11 protein-coding genes are annotated in these 23,324 nt (G+C 59.1%); 5 read left to right on the forward strand and 6 right to left on the reverse strand.

Translation table 11 applies throughout. The features are described 5' to 3' along the window. The first annotated feature begins 1 nt into the window (after position 1). Both V3C20_RS12160 and V3C20_RS12165 read left to right on the forward strand, forming a co-directional pair. Positions 2-3,112: an efflux RND transporter permease subunit gene (locus tag V3C20_RS12160; protein WP_130082694.1), complete on the forward strand. Its 3,111-nt coding sequence runs from the start codon at positions 2-4 to the stop codon at positions 3,110-3,112. Positions 3,113-3,332: 220 nt separating this feature from the next. Then, on the forward strand, positions 3,333-5,666 hold the full coding sequence (locus tag V3C20_RS12165; protein ID WP_161981263.1) for a glycoside hydrolase N-terminal domain-containing protein: 2,334 nt from the start codon (positions 3,333-3,335) through the stop codon (positions 5,664-5,666). A gap of 275 nt (positions 5,667-5,941) precedes the next feature. Here the strand turns inward: V3C20_RS12165 and V3C20_RS12170 are convergent, their stop codons facing one another. Then, positions 5,942-6,451: a thioredoxin domain-containing protein gene (locus V3C20_RS12170; RefSeq protein WP_238623753.1), complete on the reverse strand. Its 510-nt coding sequence runs from the start codon at positions 6,449-6,451 to the stop codon at positions 5,942-5,944. A 114-nt stretch (positions 6,452-6,565) separates the two neighbouring features. Between V3C20_RS12170 and V3C20_RS12175 the strand changes: the two genes are divergently transcribed. Continuing rightward, on the forward strand, positions 6,566-7,285 hold the full coding sequence (locus tag V3C20_RS12175) for a TIGR02206 family membrane protein (protein WP_130082691.1): 720 nt from the start codon (positions 6,566-6,568) through the stop codon (positions 7,283-7,285). 53 nt (positions 7,286-7,338) lie between these two features. Then, positions 7,339-9,030, forward strand: a complete 1,692-nt coding sequence (locus V3C20_RS12180) for a glycoside hydrolase family 16 protein (protein WP_161981261.1) — start codon at positions 7,339-7,341, stop codon at positions 9,028-9,030. A 40-nt stretch (positions 9,031-9,070) separates the two neighbouring features. Here V3C20_RS12180 and V3C20_RS12185 read toward each other — a convergent pair whose 3' ends face one another. Further along, complete coding sequence (locus V3C20_RS12185) at positions 9,071-10,444, reverse strand: hypothetical protein (RefSeq protein ID WP_130082689.1); 1,374 nt, start codon at positions 10,442-10,444, stop codon at positions 9,071-9,073. Positions 10,445-10,475: 31 nt separating this feature from the next. Continuing rightward, complete coding sequence (locus tag V3C20_RS12190; RefSeq protein ID WP_130082688.1) at positions 10,476-11,303, reverse strand: hypothetical protein; 828 nt, start codon at positions 11,301-11,303, stop codon at positions 10,476-10,478. A gap of 446 nt (positions 11,304-11,749) precedes the next feature. On the opposite strand from V3C20_RS12190, the gene V3C20_RS12195 reads away from it, so the two are divergent. Further along, complete coding sequence (locus V3C20_RS12195) at positions 11,750-15,292, forward strand: adenosylcobalamin-dependent ribonucleoside-diphosphate reductase (RefSeq protein ID WP_130082687.1); 3,543 nt, start codon at positions 11,750-11,752, stop codon at positions 15,290-15,292. A 292-nt stretch (positions 15,293-15,584) separates the two neighbouring features. On the opposite strand, the gene V3C20_RS12200 is transcribed toward V3C20_RS12195, so the two are convergent. From V3C20_RS12200 to V3C20_RS12210, 3 genes are read right to left on the reverse strand one after another with little or no spacing between them, the layout of a single operon-like run. Beyond that, complete coding sequence (locus V3C20_RS12200; RefSeq protein ID WP_130082686.1) at positions 15,585-19,844, reverse strand: cytochrome c biogenesis protein CcdA; 4,260 nt, start codon at positions 19,842-19,844, stop codon at positions 15,585-15,587. Beyond that, complete coding sequence (locus V3C20_RS12205) at positions 19,844-20,506, reverse strand: DUF4159 domain-containing protein (protein WP_067571849.1); 663 nt, start codon at positions 20,504-20,506, stop codon at positions 19,844-19,846. Before V3C20_RS12205 ends, V3C20_RS12200 begins: the two co-directional genes overlap by 1 nt. After that, a complete protein-coding gene (locus V3C20_RS12210; RefSeq protein WP_130082685.1) occupies positions 20,503-23,316 on the reverse strand; it encodes a hypothetical protein in 2,814 nt (937 codons plus the stop codon). Before V3C20_RS12210 ends, V3C20_RS12205 begins: the two co-directional genes overlap by 4 nt. Positions 23,317-23,324: the final 8 nt, after the last annotated feature.

Consider the following 23,324-nt stretch of genomic DNA (forward strand, 5'->3'; position numbering starts at 1 on the left):
CATGATTGCGGACCTGTTTATCAAACGTCCCAAATTCGCCATTGTCATCGCCATCCTGATGGTGCTGGCCGGGCTGCTTTGCCTGGAAAAGCTGCCTGTGGCGGAATATCCGGAAATCGCCCCCACCAGCATCAATGTGCAGGCCACCTATACGGGAGCCAGCGCCCAGGTGGTGATGGAAACCCTGGCCTCCCCCATTGAGGAGGAACTCAACGGCCTGGAAAACCTGATCTATTTCTCCTCCAAGTCGGACAACACCGGCGGCTATTCCCTGTCCCTGACGTTCAAGAGCGGCACGGACTCGGACATCAACATGGTGAACGTCCAGAACGCACTCAAACGGGTGGAATACAAGCTGCCCAAGGAAGTGACGGACCAGGGCATCAAGATCAGGAAGCGTTCCTCGGACATCCTGGGCTTCTTCGCCTTCCGCTCCACCAACATGAGTTCCCTGGAGCTGAACAACTTCGTCAAATCCAGGGTGAAGGACGAAATCGCCCGCGTGCCGGGCATTTCCGCCATCAACCTGATGCCGGAAAAAAACTACAGCATGCGCATCTGGCTGGACGCCCTGCGTATGTCCGCCCTGAACATCACGCCCGATGACGTTTCCAACGCCATCAAGGCGCAGAATGTTCAGGCTGCCGCCGGTTCCATCGGTTCCGAAGGGGAAAACAACTTCATCCAATACAAGGTGAACGTTACCGGGCGCCTGAAGACGGTGGAAGAATTCAGCAAGATCATTGTCCGCACAGGTCAGGACGGCCATGTCACCCGCCTGGACGACATCGCCAGAATCGAACTGGGTGCGGAAACCTATTCGGGCAGCAGCCGCAACAACGGGGAAGACTCCGTGAACATGGCCGTGTATCGCCTTGACGACGCCAACGCCATGGAAGCCATGACCGGGGTGAAGGACGCCCTGCAGGAGCTTTCCAAGCGCTTCCCTCCCGGCGTTTCCTATGAGGTGAGCTACGACCCCACGCAGTATATTTCCGCCACCATGGCGGAAATCGTGGAAACGCTCGTCATCGCCCTCATCCTGGTGGTGGGCATCACCTACCTCTTCCTGCAGGACTGGCGCGCCACCCTCATTCCGGCCCTGGCCATTCCCGTTTCCCTGATCGGCACATTCGCCATCCTGTACCCGCTGGGTTTCTCCATCAACGTGCTGACCATGTTCGGCCTGATTCTGGTGATCGGCTCCCTGGTGGACGACGGGATCATCGTGGTGGAAAACACCATGCGCATTCTGGAGACGGAGGACCTGCCCCCGGAAGAGGCCACCAAAAAGAGCATGCACCAGATTACGGGCGCCATCATCGCCACCACGCTGGTAACGGTGGCCATTTACGTCCCCATCGCCTTCTTCGGCGGCATGGTGGGCAACATCTACATGCAGTTCTCCGTAACCATGTGCGTGGCACTCTGCCTTTCCGCCGTAAACTCCCTGACGCTCAGCCCCGCCCTGTGCGCTCTGCTGCTGAAGAACAGGAAGGGCAAGAAGCAGAAAAGGTTCAATCTTTTCCGGCCTTTCAACGCCACGCTGGAATGGGCTCGCCAGAGCTACATCAAGTGCGCCGGCGTCATGGTGCGCCGCGCGTGGCTCACCCTGATTCTCCTGGCCGCAGTCTTCGCCGCCAACTGGAAACTGTTTGAAACCGTTCCCAAATCCTTCCTGCCCAAGGAAGACAAAGGCACCGTCTTTTGCGACATCCAGCTTGCGCCCGGCGCCACCCTGGGCCGTACGGAACAGGCCCTGCGCAGTGCGGAACAAAAGCTCATGGGCATCCCCGGCGTGCGCCAGGTTTCCTCCACCTCCGGCTTCAGCTTCATGGGTGGGAACGGGGAAAACCTGGGCATGTGCATCGCCCAGCTTGATTCCTGGGACAAACGCAAGACTCCGGAACTCTCCGTGGATTCCATTATCCATCAGGCCTCCAACCTGTGCGATGAGATTCCCGCGGCCAAGGCCACCGTCTTCAGCCCGCCGGCCATCATGGGGCTAGGCCTGACCGGCGGCGTCTCCTTCATGCTCCAGGCCAGCGGGAATGAAACCCCAAAGGATCTGGAGCGTGAGCTGGAAAAACTGATCGACCAGATTGAAAAACTCCCGGGAGCCCTGTTCCCGCGCAGCTCCTATGAGGCGAACACGCCCCAGCTTTTCCTGAACATTGACCGTGAAAAGGCGCAGAGCATGCACGTGCCTGTCAACCGTATTTTCACCACGCTTCAGAGCAAGCTGGCCTCCATGTACATCAATGACTTCAACCTGATCGGCTACACGTTCAAGGTGAAAATGCAGTCCGCACCGGAGGACCGCACCACCATCAACGACATCATGAACACCTACATCCAGAACGATCAGGGCCAGATGGTGCCGCTCAGCTCCGTGGCCACCTTGTCGTACATGGTGGGGCCCCGCCAGATCGCGCGGTTCAACCAGCTCATGTCTGCGGAAGTGACCGTGCAGACTAGGCCGGGAACCAGCAGCGGGGACCTGATGAACCAGATTGAAGCCATTCCCCTGCCGGAAAACTACTCCATCACCTGGACGGACATGAGCTACCAGGAGCGCCAGAACGACGGAAAGATCGTCCTGCTGATGGGCCTGGCCCTGCTCTTCGGCTACCTGTTCCTGGTAGCCCAGTATGAAAGCTGGACGGTTCCCATCTCCGTGATTGTCTCCGTATCCGTGGCTCTTCTGGGCGCCCTGCTCGGCTTGCTGATCTGCAACACGCCCCTGAGCATTTACGCCCAGCTCGGGCTGGTCATGCTCGTAGGCTTGGCCGGGAAGAACGCCATCCTGATGGTGGAGTTCTCCAAGGCGGAGCGCGAACACGGCGTCCCCATCCAGCAGGCGGCCCTGGAAGGAGCCCGGCAGCGTTTCCGCGCCGTGATGATGACGGCCATCTCCTTCATCATCGGTGTGTTCCCGATGGTGATCGCCTCCGGGGCGGGAGCGGAAAGCCGCAAGGCCATCGGCATCACCACCTTCTATGGAATGATCCTGGCCACAATCGTGGGCATTCTATTCATTCCGGCTCTGTATTCCATGTTCCAGCGCTACCGGGAGTGGGTGAAAAACCTGTTCTCCGGCAAGGCCGGCTAATGGGTCTCCGGGATCTTCCATCCGGACGGAGCGGCTCATCCGCTCCGTCCTTTTTCATTTCCGGAATTTGTAAATTCCACCATTTTCTTAAAAAGAAATAAAATCTGAAAATCAGCATGTTACGCAGAAAAAAATGGATCAGGTTTTCCCCGCTTCCCGAAGATAGACGCCGTTTTTTCTATCTTGCATGCCGGTCTGGTCCAATTATGATGCACCGTACATGAAACAAACTCCATTACTCCCTATCCTCCTTGCATCGGCCGCCCTCCACGCCCAGGCAGTCCCGGCCCCCATGGAAGTGACCGCCCACGAGTCCGCAACCATCTGGACACAGGGCTACGGAGTCGGAAACGGCAGGCTGGGAGCCCTTTCCTATGGAGAATTCCCCAAGGAAATTCTCGTCCTCAATGAAGAAAGCATCTTTGCCAAGTCCAGCATTGTCCCCAGGGAGGGCGCGGCGGAAGGCCTGAAAGAGGCCAGGGAATTGTGCGCCCGCGGGGATTATAAAAAGGCGGACGAAACTTTCCGCAGCAAAGTCCTGTCAAACAAATCCTCCTCCGGCAGCTACCAGCAGGGCGGCCTGCTTGACGTCCAGTGGCAGGATCTGCCCCCTTCCACTTCTTTCTCCAGAAAGCTGGACATGAAACACGGGAAGGCCCAAATGGACGTACATTTTGCGGACGGGGCACTGAAAACGGAACTGGTCGCCGCTCCATATTCCGATTGCATCGCCTACCGCATGGCCTGCTCCCTTCCCAAGGGCTGCACCGTTACCCTCTCCCTGCGCCATCCGGATAAAAAATCAGAAATCACTCCAACCAGGGACGGATGGATTCTCAAAGGCCAGGGCCACAACGGAGGTACCCGCTTTGAAAATGCCGTCAGAGTGCAGGCCATCGAGGGACGCGTTTCCCTGGACGGCGGCATTCTCAGGATAGACAACTGCAAGGAACTGCTCGTCCTCTCCTCCACTAAAACCGACTACAACAGCCGGAAACCGGACAGCCCGCTGAAAAACGACCTGGGAACCCTCAACCGGAACATTCTGGACGCCGCTTCCAGGGCAGGATGGAAAAAGCTGGAACAGGAAACGGCCAAATACTTTTCCGAACGCATGATGCGCTGCCAGGTGGACATTGGAGACACGCCCGCCGAAACCGCTCAAAAAACGACCCCCGAACGCCTCCAGCTGGTCAGGCAGGGAGGCAAGGACCCGGACCTGATTGAACAGCTTTTCCAGTTCGGCCGCTACTGCATCATTGCCAACACGCGCCCAGGCGCGCTGCCCTGCGGCCTGCAAGGACTGTGGAACCCGGATCTCAACGCCGCCTGGAAAGGGTGCTTCTTCCTGAACATCAACTGCCAGATGAACCAGTGGCCGGCCGACGTGACCGGACTGGGGGAATACCACCGCCCCTTCCTTGAATTCGTGGTCAGCCTTCAGCCCACCGGTGAAAAATTCGCCCGCTTCCTGAAACTTGACGGCTTTTGTTTTGCCCACAACGTGGACTGCTGGAAGGAAACCTACTATGTCGGGAACGTACCCGAATACTCGGCCAGCCTGATGAACGGGGCATGGGCCTGCGCCCACCTGATGGACAGCTACCGCTTTACGGGGGACAAGGCGTTCCTGAAAAAATCCATTCCCATTCTGGAATCCAACGCCCGGTTCATCATGTCCTGGTTCCAGAAAGACGGGAAAGGGCGCTATATCTCCGGTCCGGGAACTTCTCCGGAAAACATCTTCAGAGTCCTGGACGAGACAGGAAAAAAAATCAACCTTTCCGTCTCCAACGGCTGTTCCCATGATCTCCTGCTCGGCAGGGAATCCCTGCGCAACTACATTGCCGCGTGCCGGGAACTCGGAATCAATACGCCAGTACTGGCAAAAGCCCTCCAGTTCCTGCCGCACATCCCCCAGCCGGCCATCGGGGAGGACGGCCGCATCCGGGAATGGCAGGAACCCTTTGAGGAAGTCCAGAAGGGGCATCGCCACATCAGCCACCTGTACGGCCTGTTCCCGGGAAATGAATGGGATGTGCTCAACACCCCTGAATACGCCGCCGCCGTCAAGAAATCCGTGGACTACCGCCGCAGCTTTACCGGAAAAAGCGGCATATGCACCGGCTGGAGCACCGCGTGGCTGATCAACATGTACGCCACGCTCGGCTGCGGCAACGACGCGGAGGAACGCATCTACACGCAATTGAAAAAATACATCAGCCCCAACCTGTTCGACATGCACCCCCCTTACCAGATCGACGGCAACTTCGGCATGACTTCCGGCCTGGCCCAATGTCTGATCCAGAGCCAGATTGAACAGCAAGGCTACCGTGTGATTATGCTCGCCCCGGCCCTGGCCGATTCATGGACGGAGGGTTCGGCCACGGGACTCCACGCTCGCGGAGGGCTTACGGTAGACCTGTCCTGGAAAGACGGGGGCATCAAGGCCACGGCCAAAGCCTCCCGTCCCGGCAAATTCCGTTTCATGCACCGGGGCAGGAAAAAAGATGTGGTCATGAAAGCAGGGGAAAGCATCAACATCTCCTTTTAATTTCCCTGCACTTGAACACGGATAAAGGCGGCCATGCCTCTTTCATCCCGGCGTCCCGCTGCCGGCAGGTGTGGCCGCCTTCCATGCCGTGCCGAATGAAACGGGGGCGGACGGTCCGGAAGCTCCGGCCTTCGCACCGCCTCTTTAACAAGGCTCCGATTCCCCATCCACGGAATAAACGGCAAAAAAGGAACCGCCCTCTACATGAAAGCAACGGGGAACCGACGCTTTTTTCCAAATCGCGCCTATACCGTGCAGGGAACCGGGGAATGCACTTATTCCACCCGCACGGTCTGTTCAATCAATTGGTCCAAACGGGCTGCGGAAACGCCGCCCACCATTTCACGGAGTTTCATTCCTTCCAGATACAGAACCGTCAGCGGAACCGCCTCCAAATGGTACTTGCGTGCCAGCTCCGGATGCGCGTCCGCGTCAATCAACACGGCAAAGGCCTTCCCGTCCTGCGCCTCGGCATAGGATTTGACCGCCTGGACGTATTCCATGGCCTGGGAACTCCACGGGGCGTAAAAGACAATCAGCACCCTGCGGCCGGAAAGTTCCGTCAACTGCCGCATATCCTCCCCCTTGTAAACCATCCATGCCGGCTCCTTCTTTTTGGGGGCGGAAGGCGGCAATACCTGCCTGGGAGGGTCAAAATTCCGCTCCAGCGGGCGCGGGGCGGGCTTCTTCTCCGCATAGCGGGAACGCCTGTCATTGGAATCGTCGCAACCGGCCAGTGCGGCCAGCAGCAGCCCGCTGATCACTATAAACGCTCCCTGCCTCATCACGGAGGCAAGTATGCCCGCGAAAGTCGAATTTGCAAGACTGAACCTTTCCATCCGAATTCCGCGTTTTCGCGGTTGCCTTGGCCGCCCCGTATCTGTTATGGTAGTTATTGAATGAACAGCTTGCCGCCACTGGAATTTGGAGGAGTGTCCCATTGGACGGCCCTGGCCGTTCTGCTGGTGGCGGGGCTGTGCATTGTGGAACTGGGGCAATCCTACAAAAAATCCGTCAGAAACCGCACGGCGTTCTGGCTGGGGACCGCATGCCTGTTGAGCCTGGTTCCGGACCTGATCGCCCTGCTTGCCGACGAGCCGGACAAATCCTGGGAGTGGATGCTGCCCCTTCACTTCTGCTCCGTGATGCAGGTGGCGTGCGCCCTGAGCCTCTGGATACCTTCCCGCATTCTGCGCTCCATCGTATACTACTGCGTGCTGTGCGCCACTCTTCAGGGGCTGGTGACGCCTTCCGTGGCCCACGACTTCCCTTCATGGACGTACTTTGCCTTCTTCCTTTCCCACGGCGTTACGGTCATTGCAGCCCTTTACCTGCCCCTGGCCCTGCAATGGAAGCCGGCGCGGTGGGACTTCCTGTGGGCTCTGCTGTTCGCCAACCTGTATCTGGCCGCGGTGCATCCCGTCAACAAATTCCTGGGCACCAATTACGGCTTCACGGTTTCCACTCCCGCCTCCGGGTCCGTGCTGGACCTGCTGGGGGCATGGCCCTGGTACCTGCTGTGGATGCAAATTCCGGCCCTGATCCTGATGTACCTGCTCACACTGCCCTTCCGCCATTATCCCATGGGGCGCACGGGGGGAGCCCTGTTCCGGAGCTGAAAAACTTATGTGGAAAAAACATCCCCGCAAACTTGAACCGCCCAGCCTTCCATATGATCCCATACCTCTTCCTGTTTCTTCCCGCCGAGGCGGTCTTTTACTTCCTTCTTCACCTTTTTCTGGGCGCCCCTCCCCATCCCCCTGCAGCGCAGGCTTCCGTGTCCCTCCCCTCCGGCTACGCCCTTTCATGGAATGATGAATTTGACGGCTCGTCCCTTGACATGGAAAAGTGGTCCTACCGCCAGACCGGGCCGCGCCACAATGCGTTGAACACTCCGGAAGCCATTTCCACGGGCAATGGAATTCTGAGCATCCGCACTTATACGGAAAACGGAAAACATCATACCGGAATGATCGCCACAAAAAAGAAGAGCCTGAACCGGACATACGGCTTTTACGAGGCTTCCATTGAATTTGCCGGAGACAGGAATGCTTCCTCCGGCATGTGGTCCGCCTTCTGGCTCCAGAGCGACACCATTTCCACTGTGGGCAACACGGGTAAATACGGTACGGAAATAGACATTGTGGAATACAGGCCCAACCCCTCCAACGGATATGAAACCAACCAGGCCATCCACTACCACGGCTACGGGGAACACCACAAATCGGCGGCAAAACAGCACAAAACCGGACTTCTGGAAGGCTATCACACCTACGGCGTACTCCGGACGGCCGGAGGATACACGTTCTATATGGACGGAAAGGAAGTCTGGAAAACGCAGGAAGCCCTGTCCTGCATTCCGGAATACATCATCCTGAGTTCGGAAATCCGGGATAAAAACTGGGCAGGCGACATCCCCGCAAACGGCTACGGCAGCAGGGACAAAAGCCCAACGGCCATGAACGTGGACTATGTGCGGGTTTACTCCCTGCCCGATTCCTACCGGACCGCGCCCGACGGAAAATGGAGCGACCGCCAATGGGAAACCGTCCTGCCTTCCGGCAGGAAAATCGCCCGGCTGGCGCCCCCGGACGGAGCCAACGTCTGGTTCAACAGGGAAAGGACAAGCAGCCTGCTTCTGGATCGCGACGCCGTCGTGGATTCCCTCACCGTCGGGAAAGGGAAATTCTTCCACCTGCAAGGCAGGAATAAAACGCTGGCCATACGGAGCGGAATCGCCGCACTGGAAAGAATGGATCTGATCTTTGACGCGAAGATGGCGCTTGAAGGCGAAGACGTTACCTGGACTCTGTTTGAACCCTATTCCTCCTTGTATGCCAACGGCCCCGTACATGGAAAAGGCAGCCTGATCCTCCGCTGCGGCAGCGGAACACTCGTGGACTCCACGTTTCTCTTCAACGCCCCCGTCACCCTCCAGGGGGGAATGGACGTGAAAGGGCAAGTCGCTCTCGGTCCTTCCGGGAGCCTGTCCATCTCCGGCAAAACCGTTTTCCGCCGGAATTCCCGTCTTGTCGTTCATCTGGACGGCAAAAATGCGTCTCCCAAAATAAAGGCGGAGGGAGGGCTGGAACTGGAGAAAAACGTTTCCCTGTACCCCGAATTTTTCTATGTCCCGGAACCGGGCGACCGGATCATCCTGGCGGACGGCCTTAAAAAGACTGCCGGGGGAACTTTCTTCAACCTGCCGGAAGGCCGCGTTTTTGACGCTGAAATATACCGTGATTCCCCGTTGAAAACCTCGCTCGCCGGAAAAGCCTCCCTGCGCATCCATTACACGGATACGGGAATTCTGCTGACGGTCCTCTCTGTGGACAGGACGGCCCTTTCATCCGTCCCGGATTGAGATGAATAAATAAGGGAAAATCTCCGCAAACCAGCCGCCCCTATCTCACGATCGGCTTGAGCACGCCCAGATAGGTATCCGCCGTGCCCGTCCCGGGATAAATGGAATCTATCCTGATCCTGATGGTATGCACGGGAGCCTTGTAATAGGGGGGAATGACAATCTGCGGCGTCCAGTCGTCCCGCAGGGTGGCGTCAAAAGTGTACTCCCCGTTCAGAATTACCTGGACGCTTTTAGGACGGCCGAACATGGAATACGCAATATTCGGATGGCGGCGAGCCTCCGTATCGTTTTCCGGCAACGTTACCGGGGAAATTCCGGATTCCAGCATGATCCCCAGCAAACGGCCCGGATTCTTAAGCTTCACCTCCAGGGTTTCCCCCTGCCCGTCTCCGGAAACGCCCTCCGCCCAGTATCCCTGGCCGTGCTTCAGGTTGTCCGGAGAGCAGGGATTGCCGTAGGGGTCCTTTTCCAGGGTGGAACTGGCCGTAATGTCGTACTGGTCCGTCAGGGAACCCTTCTCCCCGCGGATGGTGACATGGCCATCCTTGTCCAGTGTCCAGCCGGGGCCGGGGGTCAGCACCATGGAGGGCGCGTACGGGCGGCCATCCGCCCCCAGCAGGGACCAGGTATAAACGCCCTGGGGCGTCGTGACGATGGACTTGGCATCGGCGGAAGGATCCAGCTTCACGGACTGGTTGGTCATCTCGGAGCTGTACACGTTCACCACTGCCCTGGGCGTCCCTCCCGTCCACGTCATGAGGGGGGAGGTAAGCAAGGTCAGGCGCGGTTCCCCCATCCTGACTTTCTCTCCGGGGGTGATGCTGATATCCTGCGTGTAAGGCACGGAAAACTGAAAAGTCAGCACGTGCGTTCCCGGCTTGTTGGGAACCTGGGCCACCAGCCAGTGGGCAATGCCGGCCACGGGAGCCATGGTGGGCGCGTCCGCCTGCTGGTGGCGTCCCTCGGTAAGGGAGGAATCGCACTTCAAATCGTCCACGGACGCCACGGCATCCAGCACCGCCTTGGTGAAGGGAAGATTGCGTATGGGCTCCGGACTGGCGGCGTTGGTCTTTTCGTCAGGGGGACTGTACCGGAACGGAACTCCCACGGGAATCGTCTTCCCCTTGATGCCTTTGGAAATGTCCAAAGCGCAGGTGTAAATCAGTAAAGTCTGGTGCTGCTTCAGGGAAACGGTCAGGTCCAGGGCATTCAGACGGATGCCGTCCGCCTGCGTCAAATCCATGGGAACCGGAAGTCCGGGCACCGGAGCTATGCACTGGACCGCGACATCGCGCGGAGCATCCTGCCGGGTCTTTTCCACGGCGGCCTGTTCCTGATGCGTAGGCTCTGCGGCCATGCACGGCGCACAGCCCACGGCGCCGGCCACACAAATGAGAGAAGCCAGTCTCATGCCGTTAAAATAATGTCTATCCTTCCATTCATCAAGGTTCATTTTCCGGACGTCCGGGGTCCGTCCGTTTGCCCCCGGCCGGAGGCTGGGAAAATTTCTTCCCGTTCCAGTCTTCGCCGATCGCCCAATCCGGCGCCATGAAAAAGGAAATGGGAACGGGCCCCAATCCGTCCATGAACACAACGGTTTCTTCCTGACAGACGCCGGAAAGGAAAATGTCTTCCCCCTGAGCCTGCCGCCAGTCAGCGCTGAACATGTCTTTCACTACATAAAAATCCCTTACGCCAAAACACGCCGCAAGAATGGAATCCTGTTCCTCACTGGTCACATCCGGAGAGAAAACAACAAACCGGATGGACAAGGCTCCGGTATTCTTCCCAATCTCATCCAGGGAATGGCAAACCTTTCCACGGTAAAGAAAAATATGGGAATGGCCTTCCTCCGGAAGAGGATTTTCCGCAACAACGAGCGTATCTTCCAAGGCATCTTCCAGTTCTTCACGATCCACGACACAAGGCAATTTGCCGGAACAACAAAAATCCGGCACCGCAAGTGCGTGGGGAACCTTCATCAAGCGACCGCTTCTATAGCTCCATTGGTACCGTACGCACGCCATGCCGGAATCCCGGGAAAAAGGGTCATGAAGCCATTGGCCGCCCTCTTTTCCTTCCGCCGTTCCGGTTCCGAGCCGGCCAGGATTTTTCCATTCCCGCGAAAGCCGCGTCCCGCGGCTCCTTCCCTGAGGAGTGACGCCACATCTGTAAACAGGACCGCGGGCTTCGGGAAAGGGTTCCGGCAGAGCAACGCCGGAATCGGCAACTCCCCAGCAGAACAGGAGAAAAATTACAGGGTAGTTCATGTTAGATAATACTATATTCATCTCATTAACAACATTCAAGAAATAATCTTCCTTTTCCGGAGTTGGCCCCCCCCCCTCATCCGCCTTCCACGTAAAAAAGCACTCCCGCCAGCTGTTCGCCGGAAATTCCGCCGTCCGGAACCGCTGCCGTTTCATAGCTCTTTCATGATGAAAGGAAGCAGGGGAAAAGAAGAAAAAACGTCCACGGAAGAGCATTCCCGTCAAGCAAAAAAAGTTGAATTCGGAAGACAAAAAAAATGTCCGCAAGACCGGACGGAAATCCCTTGGAAACAACGCCAATACTACCATATGTGGTATACATTAAAAATATCCGTACAATATTTCCTTTTCATCGCGATTTTTTTTCAGTAGATAATGCAAACGTTACGCGCCGCCCCCAACACCGCGACGAAGCAACGCCCTCAGTACCTTTCACTTCGCAAACCATGACTACTGACAACTCGCAAATTACGCTCAAATTACGCACCGGACAGGAAATCATCCTTCCCCCCAGGAAGGACCTGCTGGGCGGCCTGAAGTTCACCAGAAGATTTTCCCATAACGAGGTTCATCCCTACGATGAAGTGGACTGGGCGCGGCGCGACGTCCGCATCATGGACTGGAAAACCGGAAAAACCATTTATGAGCGCCTGGGCCTGGAAGCCCCGGCCCACTGGGACGACAACGCCGTGAAAATCACAGCGGACAAATACCTGTTCGGCAGCGAGCCGGGCTCCCTGGAATACGAAGACAGTTTCCGCAACATTTACGACCGCATTTCCAACACCTACACCGTCTGGGGCTGGGAGGAAGGCTACTTCGCCACGCTGGAGGACGCGGAAATCTTCAATGAGGAAATAAAGGCCATGCTCGTCCAGCAGATCTGGGCTCCCAACTCCCCCGTCTGGTTCAACATCGGCCACTGGGAGCAGTGGCGCTGGGGGCGCCCGGACCTGCGTGAAAACTATACCGGCCACGGCAACAAGGCCTACCACGCCAAGGGCTCCAAGAACAATCTGAAAACCTACACGGTGCAGTCCACCTATGAATATCCGCAGTGCTCCGCCTGCTTCCTGACGGAAGTGGGAGACAGCATGGAGGACATTCTGGACCACCTGACCACGGAAGGCCGCATCTTCGCGTCGGGGTCCGGCGTGGGCATCAACCTTTCCACCCTCCGCTCCTCCAAGGAGCCCATCAGCGGCAAGGGCCGTTCCTCCGGCCCCATCTCCTTTGACCGCGGCTGGGACCGCATGGCAGGCGCCATCAAATCCGGGGGCAAGACGCGCCGCGCCGCCCGCATGGTGCTGATGTTCAGCGACCACCCGGACATTTTCGAATTCATCAACACGAAAAACCGCCAGGAAGACATCGCCAAGGTGATCCTGCGGGAGCACAACGTGCATGTGGAACTCAAGCAAATTGCGGAAACCAAGCTGGTGGCCGGCACCCCTGCGGAAAAGGCCGCCGCCCGCGTCATCCTTTCCCTGCCCCTGGCTACCAAAAACAGCTTTGACCCCCACATGGACGCCCTGCTGTACGGGGAAACGCTTTCCCACCAGAACGCGAACCACTCCGTTTCCGTAAAGGGGGACTTCTGGCAGGCGCTGGCCAACAACGGCAACACCTACACGCGCTGGGTCACGAACCCCGCCCACATTGAACAGACCTTCCGGGCCCAGGAACTGCTGGAAGCCATGGCCAAATCCATCTGGGAAAACGGGGAGCCCGGCGTGCACAACAACGACGTGATCAACCTCTGGAACCCGGTCAAATCCATCGGCTCCATCACCACGTCCAACCCCTGTTCCGAATACGTCTTCCTGAACAACACGAGCTGCAACCTTTCCTCCTTCAACGCCTACCGCTTCCTGACAAAGGGCGATGACGGCAAGCCCGTCTTTGACGCGGATGCCCTGACCCACGCCGCGCGCCTGGCAATGGTCTGTGCTGACCTGAACGTGGAACGAGGCGGCTTCCCGATTGAAGAAATCGCGGAAGGAACGTACAAGTACCGCACCACCGGCATCGGCTTCGCCAACGTGGGCGGCTCGCTGATGGCCCTGGGCGTGCCGTACGACTCTGACGAAGGCCGCTGGATCGCCTCCCAGCTTTGCAGCGCGCTGACGGCGGCCTGCTGGACGGCTTCCGCGGAAATGGGCGCGGAACTGGGTTCCTATGTGGAGTACCCCGCCAGCAAGAAGGACCTGCTGGCCGTGCTGCGCCTGCACCATGCGGCCCAGAAGCTGGCCGTCGCCCTGCCCGCCCAGAAGGACGCCAAGGCCCTGGACGACATGATCGACAACATCATCGCCAATGCCGGAGGAGTCCTGCCGGAAGCGCAGGGGCTGACCGCCTCCTACGCCCTGCATGCCTATCTCAAGAGCTTCAAGGCGCCCACCCAGATGAACAAGGAGCGCATCGCCCCCGCCGCCAAACTGGCGGAAGCCGCCTCCGCCATGTGGGCCAGGGCGGCCAAGGCCACCGCGCACCGCAACGCCTTCGTTTCCGTCATGGCCCCCACGGGCACCATTTCCGCCCCCCTGGGCTGTTATGACGAAGGCACCACCTCCATCGAACCGGACTACACGCTGGTGAAATGGAAGCAGCTTGCGGGCGGCGGCTCCCTGAAAATGTTCAACCGCCTGGCCCTGGAGGGCCTGCGCTCCCTGGGTTATCCGGAAGACTTCGTCAATGAGGCCGCTCTGGAAGTGGCCGGCCTGGACGGCCTGATTTCCGCCTTCCAGGGGAACATGGACTCCGTCGTCAACCAGATCATCATCGACCCCTGCAACGACCAGGCGGGCCCCGTGCGCCTGGCGTGGCGCCGCCTCCTCTCCGGCACGGAATCCCGCAGTGAAATTCAGGAAAAGGTGGCTTACATCAGCAATCCGGCCAACATGTCCGTGCTGACTGCGGACGAGCTCACCGTCGTGAACGGCGCGGCCCATATCGAATCCATCCCGTGGCTGGACAAGAAAGACCTGGCCGTCTTCGACTGCGCCGCCACCAACGGCAACGGCGTGCGCTCCATTACCCCGGCCGGGCACGTGCTGATGCTGGGCGCTCTCCAGCCCTTCATTTCCGGCGCGTGCTCCAAGACGGTGAACATGCCCGTCTCCGCCACCGTGCAGGATATTTACGACTCCCTGATCATGTCCCATGAACTCGGCGTCAAGTGCATCGCCATCTTCCGGGCCGGGTCCAAGGCAAATGCCGTGTATGTGGTGGACACGCCGGAAACGCGCATGTTCAAGGCCAACCACGTCTGGGAACAGCTCGTGGGAGCCGGATCGGAAGCGATTGACGAGATCATCGCGGAGGCGTCCAAGCCGCGCCAGCGCAAACTGCCCGGCCGCCGCCTGGGCCAGACCGTGAAATTCTCCGTGGGCGGCCAGCTCACGGGCTACCTGACGGTGGGCGTCTATGCGGACGGCACCTGCGGGGAAGTCTTCGGACGTCTGGGCCAGGTAGGCTCCTTTGCCTCCGGCATGTTTGAAGCGTACTGCAAGCTCCTTTCCACGGCCCTTCAGTTCGGCGTACCCCTCAAGGAAGTGGTGAAGGGCTTCCGCAACTACTCCTTCGAGCCCTCCGGCTTCTGCCGCGTGGGGGACGACACGGATGCGGACACCTGCACGGAAATCCGCTCCTGCGCGTCCGTGGTTGACCTCATCGCCAAAATTCTGGCGTGGCTCTTCCCGGAAAGCAACGGCTACCGCCTGCGGGACGTATTCTCCATCCCCAGCGTCAGCCTGCCCGGGCAAAGTCCGGACACCACGGTAAGCGTGCTGCCTCCCCGCATCATTACTACGCCGGCCCACAAGCAGAATCCGGTCCTGCCGGAAATTCCCGCCGGAAAAGCGCCGGAAGGCACCATGCTCAACGGAGCCTCCCTCTGCCCGCAATGCCATTCCCTGGCCTACGTCCAGGACGGCAAGTGCAAATCCTGCCGCTCCTGCGGCTACAAGGACGGCGGCTGCGGGGAATAAAGCCCCGGAACGCTCCCGTTCCATCCATTCATCAGGCGGAATCCGGACTTTCCGGGTTCCGCCTTCCTCATGCTCTTATACCGTATGGCACGGGCCGACTCTCCATGTTCAGGAAATGCCGCATGCCCTTGCGGTGCTGAAAATCATGGAACACCCGCAAATGGGTCTTTAAATCCCTCCCCAACGCGGACGGAAACGGGAGCCAGCAACAGGCCAGGAAAAAACGCCCTGCGGCGCCAGCCCAGATTGCCGCATGGCAGGCGGAGCTCCACGCGGTTAAAGAAGAACCGCGTCAGCGCACCGCACCCCAGACGATAATGGCCGCCAGGCACAGGAAGAGGACGCCCAGCAGCATCTTCACCAAAAAGGCGTGCTTCTGCTGGTAGCGGATCAGGGACTCCGCCTTCATTCCCCGGTAGGCCAGGAAGAAAATAAGCAGCAGGGGCAGGATGAATGCCAGGTTGTACAGGGCCAGCATGCCCACGGCGGACGAACTCCCCTGCCTGATCTGGTAAATGATGGGGGCGTACACCTGCCCGGTGCAGGCCAGTTCCAGCGCGGAAATGACGATCCCGGCAACGAACGCCGCCACGATGAAGCGGGCGGACTTGCTCTGCTCCCTGGCCGTCCGGCGGATGCGCTTCTTCAGGAAATCCGGCAAAGTCAGCGACATGTCCGCCAGCCGTCCCCGGCGGGCCAGCCACGCATCCCGGAAGGAAAGGACCGCCGCAAGCAGGGCCAGCAGGGAGAACAGGACGTCCATGACCATCTTCAGGGAAGACCACGCCTGCAACTGCCCGATGAGTTCATGAAACGCCAGACCAATAGCGAAATACGTCAGATAAACGGAAAGAACGAAGCTGCCGCCCGTCAGCAGCAGCTCCCGCGGGGAGCGCCGCGCAATCTGCAGATAGGACAGGAAGAAAATCAGGGTGGCGAACGCGCACGGGTTGACGCCGTCTATCAGGCCGCCCAGCAGCACCACGCCCAGGGAAAGGCTTTCATACGTGTTCCGCACCTCCTTCCCGGCCTGTTTCATGTCTTCCCGCTCCATCATGGCCCACGCGGGCCTGGTCCCATCCGGACGGATGCCGCTTTCCGGCTGCCTTCTCGAATCTTCCAGCAGGGCCTTCAGGTTGCCGGAGGTCAGGCGGTCGCGCATCAGCCCCCCTGCCGCTCCGAATACGGACGGGGCGATCAGTCTGTCCCGCTGGGGAATCCTGAACCGTGAAGACAGCAGGGCGTTGAACTCCGTTCCCCGGTCATCCGTGATGGAATAGGTCTCCAACTGCATGGCGGGATATTCCCGGCGCAGGCTTTCCAGGTCCCGCATGACCCTGGCGCATTCGTCGCAGCCACTTTTCTCAAAGAAAACGACCAGGAACGGCGCATTCGGATCGGGGGGATGTGTCCCGGCCGTCTCCCGGACCGCAACGGAATCCGTCTCCGCCGCCGGCGCGGCTTTTTCCCTGCCCTGCATCATGGACGCAAAGCTCATGACCGCCGGAACGGCCGCGGCTCCGTACTTGCCCGTCAGGGAGGAAGACCAGTACATGTCCTTCAGCACCTCGGTGGAGACGCGGACGAACAACCGGCGTTCCTCTTCCGTCAGCTTGCCCTTGCCGGGGAGAGGATCCGGCGGTTCAAAGGCAAACATGGTGCCTCCACCGCTAAAGTTCTCGTACATTTCATATTCGCGACTCTGTAAACGGTCCGTAAACACATTCTGGAAATAATCGAGAAGCTTGTCCCATTCATTGTTATACCGGCCCTGTTCCTCCAATTCCTCATTCTTCCGGGAAACCTCCCCCAGTATCGCACAAAAGGCGTCCACATCGCACTTGCGCGAAACCACCAGTTGTGCCAGGGAGGCGTAAACCCGTACGCGAAGATCCGGGTCCTTGACGGCCAGCCGGGAAAGGGAGGCCAGCACATCCGGAAGGAGGGATGACTTTTCCGCCTTCCTGCCGCCCAGGTAGGATTTCTCGTAAAGCCGCCTCAGCGCGGGGAAATCCCCTTCCAGAAGTTCCCCCTCAGGCGACCTGAGCGCCATTTTGATCCCGCTTAACGGCATCAGCAGGGTGATGGCGTTGCATCTGACCATGGGGTCGGGAGAGGAAAGGGTCTGAACGATCCATTCCGGAATCTCCCGGATGCCCTGCGGAAAAGTCCTGAGGGACGCGAGAACCGGGTTTTCATCAACTCCGGCGGGAGGGAAAACGGCATGGGGATACTCCTGCAGGAACAGGGCGAATTCCGCAGAAGCCCGCTGCCATGGAGAACGGGCGGGATCATCCGCCACGCCGCGTATGTACTTCCGCGGGAAAAAGATGGAATACTTGTCCGGCGGAATCCTTTCAAACAGCCTGGAAATCTCGTAACTGCCCAGGAAATTCCTGAGGAAATACGTCCAGTACTGGTCGCCGTACTTTTGCGTGAACACTTCGTCCAGAAATGCCTGCATCTCCGCGTTCCTCCGGGAATTATTCAGGATGGTGAGCTTCCTTCCTCTGGATTCTTCCCTTTTGCTGGAAGAATAATATTCACAGACCTTTTCAAAAAATGACTTCATGCGTTCGCGGACTTCCGGGTCCTCATCCTGCGCCACCAGCTTCACGAGAGGCAGGTTCCTGAACAGGAAATCCTTTTCATTATTTACCCTGTAGGCAATTTCAAACCGCATCTCCTGGGACAGGGTGCGGTAGGAAGACAAAACACTGCGGAACGCTTCCTCATCCCCGTATTGCAGCAGGCTCCGGATACATTTGTTCTTCAAACCGGAATATTCCTCATCCTCCAGCGTGGAAAATTCTCTCAGGATATTCACCAGTTCCACTCCGAAAGACTGTATTTTTTTAAGTTTTTTGATTTTTTGAGTCTCCCAGGAGTCATTGGGATCAACCTTGATATCACCGAGAATGACCAGTTTGCACAATTTGCTGATTTCCCCGTAGGTGAGGGACATGGCAGAAACCATTTTCTCCTTTGTTTCAAGGGGAACGGAGGAATCTTTCAGCCGGTCCAGCACAAATCTCCAGGCCTCAGGGGAAGAATCTTCATCCAGGCGGCCCGCCTCCATGACAGCCAGAATGCTTTTCACCTCCGGGTCCGGATGTTCCAGAAGGCACCGGATGACGAGTCTGGCCGTATCATTGAGTTCAGAAGCCGTCAGCATGTTATCCCACTGGTCTTCCTGACGGACCAGTACGTTCACCTTTTCCGCGGGCATTCTCTTGAGCATGGCCTGCATGGCGGGGCTCAGCTCCGCATTTCCGGCCATCATGGCATACAGGATGACGGGGACCATGTCCGGCATGTCGAATGCAAGCTGTTCCAGAGCCGGAGCCAGTGCGGCACTTTTCATCCGCGCCGCCACTAGAAACGCCGCTGCGCGCACGGATTCGTCTTCATCCCGGAACATTTCCACCACGCGCGGATACAGGAGTTCCGCAGAAGAGGGCCGGACAACGCCGCTCCTGACCGCCGCCGCGCGTATTTCTCCCAGCTTCCCGTCCAGGGGAGGCTGGACGATCCTGTGTTTTCCGGCATACAGCAGGGCCTGATGGCGGATTCTCCATTCCGGGTGCCGGAACAATTTCAAAAGCTGTTCGGGATCAATGGCCGTTTGGAGCTTTTCGATTTCCGACAGGGACTTCAAGGCGGCCAGGCACAGGTCTTCCGATTCCGAAGTGGCATGCCTGATCAGCAGCTTCTCCAACCCCGGCAGGGACTCTTCATTGTCGCTGGCCCTCCGGAACGCGATTTGCAGCACATTTTCATCCGTTTCCCGTTCCAGGAAGGGAACGATGTGGTCCACGGCGCTCTTTTCTCCATTCTGCAGGAATACGTCCACCGCCACTTCCCGGACGAGCGGATCGCGGTGGTCCAGAAATTCGTGAATGACGGGCAAGGTGGAAACGGGCTTCTTGCGGAGAGCTTCCAGAGCGTCGATGATGTCGTTCCGGTGGCTGCCGGCCAGTTTGCGCGCCAGCAGGGAGGCGTCCGGCGTCATTTCATCCAGTTGTATCCGGAAACGCGCCTGACGGATGGCCCGTTCCGTATCCGCATCCAGGTCCGGATGCTTTTCCAGATATCCCGTCAGGAATTCCAGCGCCTGCCGCTTGCGGGAGAGAAGAGCCCGGCAGGCACTTTCCCTCGCCTTTTCCGTTCCCGTCAGGATCATGGAATACAGGCGGGTATCGTCCTGTTCCCTTCCCCCGTTTTCGGCCCGGGAAGGCTGTTTCAGCCACGCTTCCCAGGACAGGAGGGGGCCGGGGTCGGCCTTGTCCGGGTCCGTCCAGGGGTCAAAGCCGAAGTCGTTCCCCGCCATATCCTCCAGCGCATCCAGTGCCTTGCTCCGAACGGCCAGGCGCTGGCTTTTCAGCATGGCCACCAGGTCCGGGCGCGGGTCCTTCCCCTCCTTTTCCAGAGACTTGACCAGCGCGGACGGCTGTTCCGCCGCTATCAGCTGCTCTTCCGTCAGAACGGCTCCCCCGGCGTTCAGGCCAAGGAACATGGACAGGCACAGGAAATGGAACAGGAAGGGCTTCATCAGCGCAGAAGGGCGTAAGCCAGAATATTGGCGTTGATTTCAAGGGCGTTTCCCAATTCGCTGCCCCCGCAGCAGCAGCACCCCTTGGAATGGCGGCTGTCGTTGAGGCCGTCCGCGGAATAAATGATGACCAGCTTGTCATTCAGCGTGACTCCTTCCAGATGGCCTTTCGCGGCCTGTTTTCCCGCCTCCAACTGCTTGATGTTGAAGACGGTTGAAAAAACAGGATGGCGCATGGACACGGGCTTGAGAACGGCTTCTCCGAAGATGGTGCGCATCTCCCTGCGGAAGGAAGCGTCCCAGGCGGCATTGGAGCACCCGGCGGAGGCCAGCAGGAAGCCGCCCGACTGGACATATTTTTTCAGGTTTTCCCGTTCCCGTGCCGTAAGGACGAAGTCCCCCTCCCCGGTCATTACCACAAAGGGGAAGCGGAACAGTTCCTCATTGTCCAGCCGTACGGCCCGGAACCGCCTGCTGGTAGAAATGCTGGTTTTCTGCTGGACGGTGGACAGGAATTCGTCACTGAAACAGCGGGAAGTCTGCGTACCCGCATAAATCAGGTTGCCGCACTGAACCACGCCTTCCTTTCCACGGCTTTCCGCCGGATACAGGAACAGCGCGGCAAGAACCGCCGTCATCATTCGTTTAAGGGTCGTTTTCATTGTTTTGGCTCGTTTTGCCTGTGTTGTTCAAAGTATTGCCTGACGGCATCCCGGTAAAGGCCGGGCACCTGCTGCATGGCCGGACTGCCCAGGCCGTCCCCCGGCGTTTTTTCCTGTTTCCGCCCGGCTTCTTCATCCTTATGGCCGGAAGAGGAATGCCGGCCGTTCGTTGCGGTCCCGTCTCCGCCTTCCCCCTTCTGCGGACCCTCGCCCGCTCCTTCCCGGGACGGGCGGGGCTGCTGGAACTTCTCCCTCTGGGGGCCGAACATGGGGACTCCATTCATCAGGCCGTCCCCGCCATCCCCCTGTCCGCTCCCAAATCCGCCTCTTCCCTGCCTTCTGCTCAGCATGGAATTCAAAAGCTGCTGCATGGCTCCGGCGCATTCCCGGCTCATACCGCTTACGGAGCATGCTCCTGACGATGCGGCGGAGTTTTCCCCCAGCAGCTTCATCATGATTTCCCAGGCTCTCTGCGCCCTGTCCGCCGCTGCCGCGGGCTTGCCCGCGTAACAGGCGGAAGCGCTCTCCTCCATGAGTTCCGCAATGCCTGTCTGAAGGCATGCCTGGATGAAGCCGGCCATCTCCCGCTTGAATTCCTCCGCTTCCTCCGGAATGGCGGAAATGACGGCGGGAGCCCTGCTGTGCCAGAGCCAGTACAAAGCCAGTATTTCTTTCTGGGACTCGCCCAGAGCCTTCAACTGCTCCCTCGTCACGGGACGGCCCTCCTTCCGTTCGGACAAAAAGCGCCCCAGCATGGTCGCCGTCTCCTTCTGGGAATCCGCCAGACGGCGGAATTCCATGATCAGGCCGTACCCCTGCATGACTTTTGCGGCCATTTCCGCTTCTCCGCTCTGCCGGGCCGTTTCCTCCTGCGGAGCGCGCAGCCTGTCGCGCATGGTCCGGAAAAACTCCTGGGTGGATTCCTGAGTGCCGGGAAGTTCTCCGGAAAGGTCTTCCTCATTCTTCGCAATGATTCCGGCCAGGGAGGAAGCCGTTTCCGACAGTTTTCCGTCCGTGTCGAAAATAGGAAAATCCTTCGCCATCTTTTCCGCCAGTTTTCTGACTTCCGCGTGCTTTTCCTTCAATTGGACGGCTTCTTCCCGGCTCAGTCCGGACGGATTGGCTTTCTTCGCCCTGTCCAATTCCCGGACCAGATCGTCAATGGACTGGGCCAAAAGGCGGTATTTGTTGACGAACTCATCCACGCCCGTCCTGATGCGGAGCATTTCCCGGTACTGTTCCTCACTAATGACATGTACCGTGACAGGTTCTGAAACCGTCATGTTCAGCAGGTAGGGATTGGCGTCGCGGGCCTCCACGGACAACTGGAGCACATCCCCGGCCCTGGCCCCCAGCGCCGGCAGGGAAAGCTGTTCCGCCAGGAACAGGGACTTTTTGGACGCTTCCGGTACCGGCATTTCAAGCGAACGCGCGCGGGAGCCGCTCACGCTCCTGACCCACGCCACACGGGTGACGCCGTAGTCGTCCTGCACCTCCGCATGGAAGGGAATCACCACGTCTTCCAGGGCCACGGAAACCGGAGCGGGGGCATGAATAACCACGGACGGACGGGCGTCCGCATTCACCCTGACGCGGTTTTCCAGAGGCCGCGCCATCCCGGTCCCGCGGTAATCCGTCATCTGGATGGACGCCGTCCCTGACTGGCGCACGCGGAGGGGGAAGGAAATGCGGCCGTCCGGCAGAAGGACTCCCTGCACGGTTTGCGCCTTCAGGTCCTTCCTGTCCGGCGTAAAGACGGCTTTTCCGGACATCAGAGGACGATTGCTTTCCAGAATGAAATCCGCCGTGCCGCCGTCAATCACCGTCACATCCTGGCCGTTCAGGGGATATTCCACGGGCGGCAGACCGGTATATTCCGGCGGAGACACGATCACGGAGCCGCCCGCCACCTTGGGCTGGTAGTTGATTTCCAGCGGATACCATTCGCTCCTGGCCTTTCCGCCGGCAGTGGCGAAGGCGATCCGGCACGGAGCCGTCAGTTTTTCCAGCCTTCTGGCCCAAATGCCGGACTGGTCGCGGAACGCGGCCAGCTTCTGGACGGGATGGCCGTCCGGCCTGACCCATATTTCCACGGGAGAAGTCAGCGGAGCCCCCGTGACGCGCACCTGCATCAGGGCGTCCTCACCGTACACGACGGAAGAAGGGGAGTCCACCAGTTCAAAACGGTAGGGGGAAAGGGGCGGTATGTCCTCCCACGGGGTGCACAGCCTGCCGTACAGCACTCCGGCCGCGTCCCGGTTCCATGAAACCAGCGCCGCGCACAGGGCCAGCAGCAAAAGCAGGCCCCATACGGATTTTCTTTTCAACAGGCGCCACAGGCGGTCGTTCTGCGCGTATTGCTCCAGCCTGGAACGGGCGGCGCGTTCCGTTTCCCCCATCAGCCAGGCTCCCAGGGAATGGCCGGAAGACTCCGGCGCAAGAGGGCTCCGGCTCATTTCCCAGAAGGAAAGCACGGTTTGACGGGCGTCATGATTGGCGGAATCCGCCTTGCGCGCCAGGTCCGCCGGATTCCTGCGCCACGCATGCGCCAGCAGTGCGGCCAGCAGAACCAGCAGCAGGAGCGCCAGAACGGGGGAGGCCCATTCCCGCGTCTTATTCTCCAAGGGGGAATAAACGTCGGCCAGGACATACAGGCCGCATGCCAGGATGACCGCCATCCCCCACAGGGAGCAGGCGGCGGCCAGCGCCCGGCGTCTTTCCCGGCGCAGAACGGCGGAAAACAGTCCGCGAAATCCCGGAGCGGGCCGGGAGGCGGATGAAGCCGGAGTGTTGGAGTCCTTTTCCTTCATGGGGTCGT

The organism is Akkermansia sp. RCC_12PD (genome assembly GCF_036417355.1).
Lineage (GTDB): Bacteria > Verrucomicrobiota > Verrucomicrobiia > Verrucomicrobiales > Akkermansiaceae > Akkermansia.